The sequence below is a fragment of the Mesorhizobium sp. M7A.F.Ca.CA.002.15.2.1 genome, from assembly GCF_003998715.1.
GTDB classification, from domain to species: Bacteria; Pseudomonadota; Alphaproteobacteria; order Rhizobiales; family Rhizobiaceae; genus Mesorhizobium; species Mesorhizobium ciceri.
The window spans coordinates 1-6494 of record NZ_RZPI01000291.1 but is presented as its reverse complement, the minus strand read 5'-3'; the positions used below and the strand labels follow the sequence as shown (position 1 = coordinate 6494).

The 6494-nt window shown below is 55.5% G+C and carries 8 protein-coding genes and 1 pseudogene; 6 read left to right on the top strand and 3 right to left on the bottom strand.

The features are described from left to right. A pseudogene (locus ENZ74_RS17350) lies at positions 1-132 on the top strand (IS481 family transposase); the annotation flags it as partial. A gap of 203 nt (positions 133-335) precedes the next feature. On the opposite strand, the gene ENZ74_RS17345 reads toward ENZ74_RS17350, so the two are convergent. From ENZ74_RS17345 to ENZ74_RS35800, 3 genes are read right to left on the bottom strand one after another with little or no spacing between them, the layout of a single operon-like run. Further along, positions 336-620 carry a DUF6804 family protein gene (locus tag ENZ74_RS17345; protein WP_063169433.1) on the bottom strand — a complete coding sequence of 95 codons (285 nt, stop codon included), beginning with the start codon at positions 618-620 and terminating at the stop codon, positions 336-338. Positions 621-672: 52 nt separating this feature from the next. Beyond that, complete coding sequence (locus ENZ74_RS17340; RefSeq protein WP_082826591.1) at positions 673-912, bottom strand: hypothetical protein; 240 nt, start codon at positions 910-912, stop codon at positions 673-675. Positions 913-940: 28 nt separating this feature from the next. After that, positions 941-1051 (bottom strand): YHYH domain-containing protein, encoded by a 111-nt coding sequence (locus ENZ74_RS35800; RefSeq protein ID WP_095770035.1) that lies wholly within the window; start codon positions 1049-1051, stop codon positions 941-943. A gap of 153 nt (positions 1052-1204) precedes the next feature. On the opposite strand from ENZ74_RS35800, the gene ENZ74_RS17330 reads away from it, so the two are divergent. The 5 genes from ENZ74_RS17330 to ENZ74_RS17310 all read left to right on the top strand — a co-directional run bounded on the left by ENZ74_RS17330 (position 1205) and on the right by ENZ74_RS17310 (position 6455). Next, positions 1205-1645 carry a hypothetical protein gene (locus ENZ74_RS17330; protein ID WP_126066778.1) on the top strand — a complete coding sequence of 147 codons (441 nt, stop codon included), beginning with the start codon at positions 1205-1207 and terminating at the stop codon, positions 1643-1645. Positions 1646-1872: 227 nt separating this feature from the next. Then, positions 1873-3282, top strand: a complete 1410-nt coding sequence (locus ENZ74_RS17325; protein ID WP_210326684.1) for a hypothetical protein — start codon at positions 1873-1875, stop codon at positions 3280-3282. Continuing rightward, positions 3275-4093 (top strand): hypothetical protein, encoded by an 819-nt coding sequence (locus tag ENZ74_RS17320; protein WP_063169429.1) that lies wholly within the window; start codon positions 3275-3277, stop codon positions 4091-4093. The genes ENZ74_RS17325 and ENZ74_RS17320 overlap by 8 nt, the downstream gene beginning before the upstream one ends. Beyond that, the gene (locus ENZ74_RS17315) at positions 4093-5409 is read left to right on the top strand and encodes a hypothetical protein (RefSeq protein ID WP_063169428.1); all 1317 of its coding nucleotides are present in this window, start codon (positions 4093-4095) and stop codon (positions 5407-5409) included. Before ENZ74_RS17320 ends, ENZ74_RS17315 begins: the two co-directional genes overlap by 1 nt. After that, a complete protein-coding gene (locus ENZ74_RS17310; RefSeq protein WP_245470971.1) occupies positions 5397-6455 on the top strand; it encodes a hypothetical protein in 1059 nt (352 codons plus the stop codon). The genes ENZ74_RS17315 and ENZ74_RS17310 overlap by 13 nt, the downstream gene beginning before the upstream one ends. Positions 6456-6494 lie beyond the last annotated feature (39 nt).

Below are 6494 nucleotides of genomic sequence, written 5' to 3'. Positions count from 1 at the left end.
CATCGTGCCGCCGAACTGCCTGTCTGGCTGCACAGATACAATTGGCATCGTCCACATGGCAGCCTAAAGTCAAAAACGCCTATCAGTCGCCTCGCCCTGATCGAGGACAACCTGTTGAAGCTCCACATCTAGGGCATGCGAAAATAGAAAATAACGGGCAAAAAGATGCGCCTTTTCCGACTCCGAGCCTAGATGGTTGAAAGCCTCGAAGTACTCCTTCGTCCGCTCGAGGAGATCTCCCGCATAAAGCGCCAACGGCTGTGACACGGTGACCCTCGGGCGCGCCTTGACCTTCGGCGTCTCAGGTCCACTCTTGGCCATCTCAGATTATCGGCTTAATTCCGGTGCCGGTATGCGACAAAGCCGAACAGAGTAGCCGCTGCGACGTTGAAGATTGCCCACAGCTCGCGCGGCAAATGAACCGGCATGAACGGGTTGAAGATCGCTGCCGCTCCAAACAGCGCCCAAGCCAGGGTGCGATTTTCAGGGCCTGATCGCCACACCATGGCTCCGCAGTAGATCCCGGCGAAAAAGACCACCACGCGGAGGAATTGGTAATAGCCGTACGGCCATGGCGCTACCGCCAGCAGCGAGGCAATAGCTACACAGATGCAGACCAACCGGACCGTTCCGGCCGGCGTCGAAAAGCATTATTTTCAGCAAACTTGATCCTCAAACGCCCAGCACGGTTGTTAGTGGAGTTTCGGCGCCCGCCATATATTTGAAAAGCCAGATTGCCCAAGTGATCGGCCAAATGAACGCCAACATCGCATCCAGGCTCAAGTTAATCAGGATTTTTACGACCACTGATGCATGGCCCTGCCATGTGTCGACGACATTCATCACGTAGGTGATCGGCCCGCCCAGCATGAAGAGGAGGCCCAGCGGAGCTGACATGATGTTCTTCAGCATGTTTGTGTCCCTCAGAAAGGCGTGACCTTCAGTGACAGTGATACGCGCCGGTCTTATGGTTGGTATGGCAACCGTTGGCATCAGTGCCGCCACTGTGTGCAAACGCGCCGGTCGCGCAAGCGATTATTGCAGCGGCCATAGCCGCGAGAAATGTTGTTTTCATTTTATTGCCCTCCCAAAGTATTTCAGACAGAGCACTATTGCCGGTCGGGCACAAGCTGCTCGTGGCACTGTGAACACAAATAGGATAGATGCTCCTCTGTGCAGGCCAAGATCGGGCGAGGAGAATACTTTGGATGGATTGCGATTGATGCACGTCCCGTTGGCGATCCTGCTGACATGGCCAAGGGTGGCGACGGCAAATGAATGCCTCTCGAAGTACACCAAGACCGACGTCTGCGCCTACGCAAAAAAAATGCAAACCGAAATGGCTCCAGCATTGCCCATGCTGATCAGTTCGAACATCTCCGTTCGGAGCATCATCGCAATCGGGCCAAGGATCGTTTTCAACGCCACCTGGGCTCAGACCGATGCGGAAGTAGACGCCAAATTGTTGGCTGCTGGCGTCTCGCGGCCGGTCTATGTCCAGAAGATCGATGAAATGACCAAAAACTATGTCTGTCGTGCGGAGGAACTATCTGCCTTCGTTCGCCTGGGCGGTGAGATCCAGTACACGTATACGACTGTGGATAATTTCCCAGTCGCGAACCCGCTCGTAGCACTCTGTCCTTAGAGCATCGCAGCACGGCTCATGACATGACTAGTCGCGGCCGATCAACCAGTTGATCAGCAGCCATGATCATTTGTTGGAACTCAATTGAGCCTGATCCGCACTAGCAAGTGGATAGAAGTGAATGTGCGGTTGCCCTTTAGCTCTACTATGCATAGAAACCACTCTGCCGGGGGGCGTAAAGTTGGGGTTGTGAGTGCGTGGGCTCTAAATTCGAAAAACTAAATAAGTTGCGTGACTCACTGCGAGAATCCAACCACGATTTTCGGGCGAGCACTCAGCTATTCAACAGCCTGGACCCTGCCAAGATCGACGGCGACCTGGATGTCATTAACCGCGGAAAGCAGCGCGGCGAGGTGAACCAACCCCCGAAAACGGCAAAGAATCTCGACGATGTCGAACATGCCATCGTGGAACGCGTTGAGGATGAGAAGAAGGCTGCGCATCACACTCTTGAGGACAACCTGCAACTCCTTGGAGGTCGTCTTGCCGGCCTCGATTTCGAGGAACAATTCGGTCTAATCCGTCAGACGAATGCCGCTAGCGTTTCGGACTTCAAAGCCTCGGTCGCCGTGGGCCTCGATGAACTTCACGGCCTGAGAAGGGCCCTGAACGACGCCGAAAAAGAGCATGCATGGTTTAAGGAGAAGCACGGTCTCGTTCGTGCCGCGCGTGTGCAGCACGGTGCCGCTCACATTTTCCGGCTATCGCTTCTGCTATTTCTGTTTCTGGTCGAGACAGCGATGAACGGCAACTTCCTGGCCAAGGGCAATGAGCAGGGATTTTTTGGTGGCATCCTTGAGGCTGCGGCATTCTCTTTCATCAACATCGGGGCGGCTTTGCTCCTGGCGGTTTTCTGCGCTCGTCTCGTCACCCATCGGTCGTTTTTCGTAAAATTCGTTGGGATCATTTCAATCCTTTTCTATATCGGCTTGGCGATTTCGATAAACTTGGCGCTAGCGCACTACCGTGAGGTCAGCGGCTCGCTCGCTGACGGCGCCGGCGCTGAGGTCATCCGTAATATGCTCGCCAATCCAGCGGGTCTCACGGACATCAAGTCCTGGTTGCTGTTTGCGATCGGCCTGATGTTTTCGCTTTTCGCTTTTATCGACGGCTGGTTCGTGCTCGACCCTTACCCAGGCTACACTGGCGTTGAAAATCGGCTCGTTCGACGGCGCGATGACTACATCGATCGAAAGAAGGAACTGATCGAAGAGCTGCAGGATGTCCGCGACGACCACAACGAAAAAGTGGAGGAAATCGTCAAGCAGCTTGGTAGTCGCCGGCGCGAGCACCGCGCGATTGTCGATCATCGATCGAGGCTTCTGGCTCTTTTTGCGCAGCATCAAGACCAATTGGAGCGAGCCTGCAATCAGCTTTTGTCGATGTATCGGGAAGCCAACATCCAGGCGAGGACCGAGCCGGCGCCCAAGCATTTCGGAACGCCCTACAAACTTGATCGCATCAAGCCATACGTCACCGGCGAGCGGGAGTGGAATGAGGGAGATGTTGGCGCATCAATTCGCCAGGCGCAGGAGGAACTCAACGAGCAGGTTCGTCTGATTGGTCAGGAATGCGAACGGGGAATTGAGCAGTACCGAGATCTTGATAAGCTTCACCCGGACAGCGTGAATGTCTAGGCGAACCCGCAGACGCAAGAAAGGCAATGCGGGTACCATTGCCGCGGCCATTGCCCTTGGTGTGCTATCCGTTGCGATGTTGGCCGGCTTCGGCTGGATGTGGACCAGGTCTGGCAATGGCCATATCGACGCCAACACGAATTGCCCATTGGACGGACCCTCCAGCCTGACCGCCGTCCTCATCGACGCCACTGATCCAATTTCGGCAACGACGATGGCTGATCTCAAGAACGAGTTCCGAAAGACCATTGGGCAGGTCGAGCCGGGTGGGTATGTGAGGATTTATACCCTGAGCTCGGCGCCTGGTGAGCTGACGGTGATGTTCGATGGATGCAATCCCGGTGATGGGTCGACCGTCGATAGTTGGACCAACAATCCTGCGCGGCGTCAAAAGAAGTGGGAAAACGCCTTCGGCGATCCTTTGAACAAACTTCCCGATGAAATCCCGAATGCGGCTTCCGCGAGCCAATCTCCGATCATGGCTGGAATTCAGAAAATCAAGCTGTCGCTCTTCGATAGCAGCTTGGCCAAACAGGGCAGTCCCAAGCGATTGGTGGTCGCCTCTGACATGATCGAGCATACGACGATTTACTCGCAGTACCGATCGGGACTGGATTACCAAAAATACCTCAACAGCGCCGCCGACCGCACATATGGGACGTCGCTGGATGGGGTGGGCATCACAATTCTTTATATCGATCGGGCAAAGAAGCCATTTCAGACCCTGGATCACGCGGAGTTCTGGACACATTGGGTCCAGAACCATCACGGCGAGTTCGAAAAGCTGGTTGGCTTGGATGGGTTAAACTGATGGCGAGAGCGCACGACAAACCTTTGCTGGATCATCCACGTCTGCCGGTCGTGGTTTTCGCGGCATTGACACTCGGCGGGTGTGTATTCATCGCCATTGCAAAACTCTCAGGCGTAAATCCGATCGTCGCGGCGGTAGCACCGGCCTGCCTGATGTTTTTCTATCTCGGGGTTTCGATCTTTGCTGGAAAGCTACAACTGCACGACGAGCAGACCGGCGATAACCTCTACTATATGGGCTTCCTGTTCACCCTGACGAGCCTTGGGGTCTCGCTGTTTCAGTTTGGAACGGAAGGCTCAACCGACACGATCGTCCAAAATTTTGGCATCGCGATCACGTCGACGATCACCGGTATTGCTCTGAGGGTTTTCTACAATCAGATGCGGCGCGATCCCGCGGACATTGAGCGAACGGCGAGGCACGAACTTGCCGACATGACACGGCGTGTAAGAGCCGAGATGGAAAGCGTAACCAGGGAGTTCGCCGACTTTCGTCGTGTCAGCCATCAAATGCTCGAAGAGGGCTTTGCAGAGATTGCCGAGCAAGCGGCACGCAATGGGGAGCACATTCGATCTGCCCTGGACAATATTGCCATGGAATCGATCAAGCCTGTCCAAGAGGCGTCTGCCAAGCTCAGTGACGCGTTGCAGCACAATTTCGGGCAAGTCGAAACCCAGTTTGCTTCGATAGCGAACCGCGTTGGAGCTGCAGCGGATTTGCTGGATAAAGCCAACAGCTCGATGTCCAACTCTGTTGGAAAGCTCGGTAATCAAGCCGACAATATGGCTGCCAAGCTGGAAAAGGTGGTTGTTCCTGATGAGGTGCTGAAGAACGATCTGGCGCCGATGGTCAAGCTCCTGGGTAATGCTGTCGCACAATATGCGATAAAAACCGAAACAGCCTCGCAAGAGCAGCAAACGCGGATGACCGGTCTTGCCGACGCAGTGATCAAGGTGGCGACTGGAGTGGAGAGAGCGGCAGCGGCCGCAGAAAAGACCGCAGAAACTGTCCAAGCGCAGCAGCGTTTGACTGAGGAGTTCATGGCTGTGATGCAGAAACACAGCAATGAAACACGCGGCCTCGTCGCAACCCTTACACAACATAGCCTCCCGGCCGTGCGCACTCCCCAGCCTCTGAGCAATGCGATAGCGAACGATGTCGAGCGAGTGGCGGCACCTTCCACTGTTGCCTCCCCTGTGGAGACGCCAATCAAGGTTTCGGATGACACGGAGGGCGACACCTTCCGATCGTTAAGCAGTCCGGCGGAGGTGGAGAAGGGTGAACCGCCAAAGAGAGCAAGTTGGTGGGGCAGGTGAGTGAGGTTAGCGGAACAGCCATTACGTTTGAGCGCAAGGGCTATGGCCGCGGCCTGATACTCGGCCTGACGATGGCTGAGACGATGCTGCTTCTCGTTTTCTGCCTTTTGCTTGCTGCAGGCGCGCTCATCGCCAAGACAAAGAAAGAGGCTGCGGCAGCGCAGAAGATTGCGCAGTCCCTCAATGAGAACGCTCGCAAGCTTGACGAGGAAAACAAGCGGTTGCTGGCTCAGCTGAATGCCATGGTCAAGCCTGCAAGTCGACGCAATGTACCAGATCAAGAATGGCGTGAATTGGTCCGGGCCAAAGAGGCCGCAGAGGCAATCAAAAAAGTGGGACTGACCCTTGAGGAAGCGGTGAAAAGCGCGCCGGCCGCCAAAGTCCTCTCTGACAACGACGTCGACGTTGATCAGGCCAAAGCCATGATCGAGAAGATGAAGGTTCTGCGCGAGCTCGGCTACGTTGGCACGGGCAAGACGTCCAAGGATCTTGCTGACGCACTGAAGAAGGCAAGGAACGAGGCCTCTGCTGACAAGCCACACGATTGGCCACCGATCATCAGTCTTAGCGAGCTCGATGGCTATAATTTCGATACTGGAAGTGCGGAGCTTTCCGGTGGCTTCAAAACGAAGTTGCGGCAGATGTCGAAGACCATTGCTGGAATTGCAACTTCCTATGGTGTGGACGTCATTGAGGTGATTGGCCACACGGACGAGCAGGCGATGTCCGGTGACTCATCGAATATGGACAGAGGCCTTCAGCCCGTACTGGCGCGCAAGATGGACATTGGCACACTCCATCCTGCCGACAATGCCGGGCTTGGATTAGCGCGAGCGATCTCCGTCACAGGCATCCTGCGCGATATGCCGGAACTGAAAGGCTTCACCATCCTGCCAATGTCCGGCGGCCAGTTGATATTGCCTGGCGACCGGCTCACCGACGGCGCACAGGCCGGCGACGTCAAGGCGAGGAGGCGAATTGAGTTCAGGGTCAGGCAACGTTCGCGAGAGACAGATATTGGACTGGTTCCGGTACCAAAGTTGTGAGGCGAACTGCCCTTGGGTTTCGCTCACAGGGCTTGGGGG

Excerpts from the sequence above, each read along its gene's own strand:
- ENZ74_RS17315 (WP_063169428.1), top strand. The coding sequence starts at position 4,093 with ATGGCGAGAGCGCACGACAAACCTTTGCTGGATCATCCACGTCTGCCG.
- ENZ74_RS17340 (WP_082826591.1), bottom strand. The coding sequence starts at position 912 with ATGCTGAAGAACATCATGTCAGCTCCGCTGGGCCTCCTCTTCATGCTG.
- ENZ74_RS17320 (WP_063169429.1), top strand. The coding sequence starts at position 3,275 with ATGTCTAGGCGAACCCGCAGACGCAAGAAAGGCAATGCGGGTACCATT.
- ENZ74_RS35800 (WP_095770035.1), bottom strand. The coding sequence starts at position 1,051 with ATGGCCGCTGCAATAATCGCTTGCGCGACCGGCGCGTTTGCACACAGT.